We start from the raw sequence: 1,111 nt of genomic DNA on the forward strand, positions 1-1,111 counted from the left end.
CGCCAGCGCGATCACGCCCGGCCGCTCGAAGTGCCGGCACACGCTCTCGGTGGCGGCCTCCAGGGTCGGAGCCTGCCGCAGGGCTGCGAGCGCCGCCGCCTCGGTGGTGCGCAGCTCCGTGCAGAGGTAGCCGTACTGGGCCTCGGGGGCGGCCGGATCGAGGGTGTGCGCCCGGCACCAGGCCTCCATGGCCACGCGCCGGGGGCCGGTCCATTGCGCCAGGCCCCAGCCGCCCCGAGACCCGGCCACCGCCGGGGCGACCTCCTGGAGCTGGCGGAAGCCGCCGCTCTCGTGGCCGAGATTGCCCAGGAGCCCGGCGGCCTGCAGATCGGTGAGGCCGAGATCGCGCATCAGGCGCGGCCCCAGGCTCCGGCAGCCGGCCGCGAAGGCGTCGCCCGGCCCCCGGGCCGGACCAGTGGTTGCGGACATCGGGACTCTCCGGGCATGGGTCCGCGCGACGCGGACGGGGGACGGATTGGGCCACGTGGGACACGGACAGGACCGGCCGCTGGTGTTCATCGGCGATTCGATCACCGCCGGCTGGGGCGCGGCCCGGGCCGAGACCTTCGCGCGGCACGGCTTCGTGGCCCGGGGCGTCCCGGGTCAGACGAGCGGTGAGATCCGCGCCCGCTTCCTCCGCGACGCGGCCGGCGCCCGGGGCGTCCACCTGCTGTGCGGGATCAACGACATCGCCGAGATCGGCGGCCCGGTCTCGGACGGGGCGATCCGCGACAACATCGCCGCCATGGCGCGGCTGGCCTTCGAGGCCGGGCTGCCGCTGTGGATCGGCACCGTGATGCCGAGCGATTTCCGGGGGTGGCGCCCCGAACTCAGGCCCGTGGCGCGCATCCACGCCCTGAACCGCTGGATCCGGGCTCATTGCGCCGCCAGCGCCGCGGCGCGCATCGACTATCACACGCCGCTCGCCACCCCGTCGGGCGCGCTCCGGCCGGACTTCACCGCGGACGGCATCCACCTCAACGGAGCGGGCTACGCGGCGATCGAGCCGGCGATGCTGGCGGCCCTGGCGCCGGGGGCCGGCCGGTGAGGCGGGGCGGGCGGACCCACAGGCCTATCGCGACGGCAAAGTTGGCGCCCCCCCCCCCCGCAC

At 76.3% G+C, this 1,111-nt stretch carries 2 protein-coding genes; one reads left to right on the top strand and one right to left on the bottom strand.

Going from position 1 to position 1,111, the window contains the following annotated elements:
* A partial coding sequence (locus FV228_RS30500) for a phage tail tip lysozyme (RefSeq protein WP_147857825.1) occupies positions 1–429 on the bottom strand: 429 nt, incomplete at its 3' end.
* A gap of 55 nt (positions 430–484) precedes the next feature.
* On the opposite strand from FV228_RS30500, the gene FV228_RS30505 reads away from it, so the two are divergent.
* Positions 485–1,048 (top strand): GDSL-type esterase/lipase family protein, encoded by a 564-nt coding sequence (locus FV228_RS30505; protein WP_238259953.1) that lies wholly within the window; start codon positions 485–487, stop codon positions 1,046–1,048.
* Positions 1,049–1,111: the final 63 nt, after the last annotated feature.

The sequence above is a fragment of the Methylobacterium sp. WL18 genome (assembly GCF_008040015.1).
Lineage (GTDB): Bacteria > Pseudomonadota > Alphaproteobacteria > Rhizobiales > Beijerinckiaceae > Methylobacterium > Methylobacterium mesophilicum.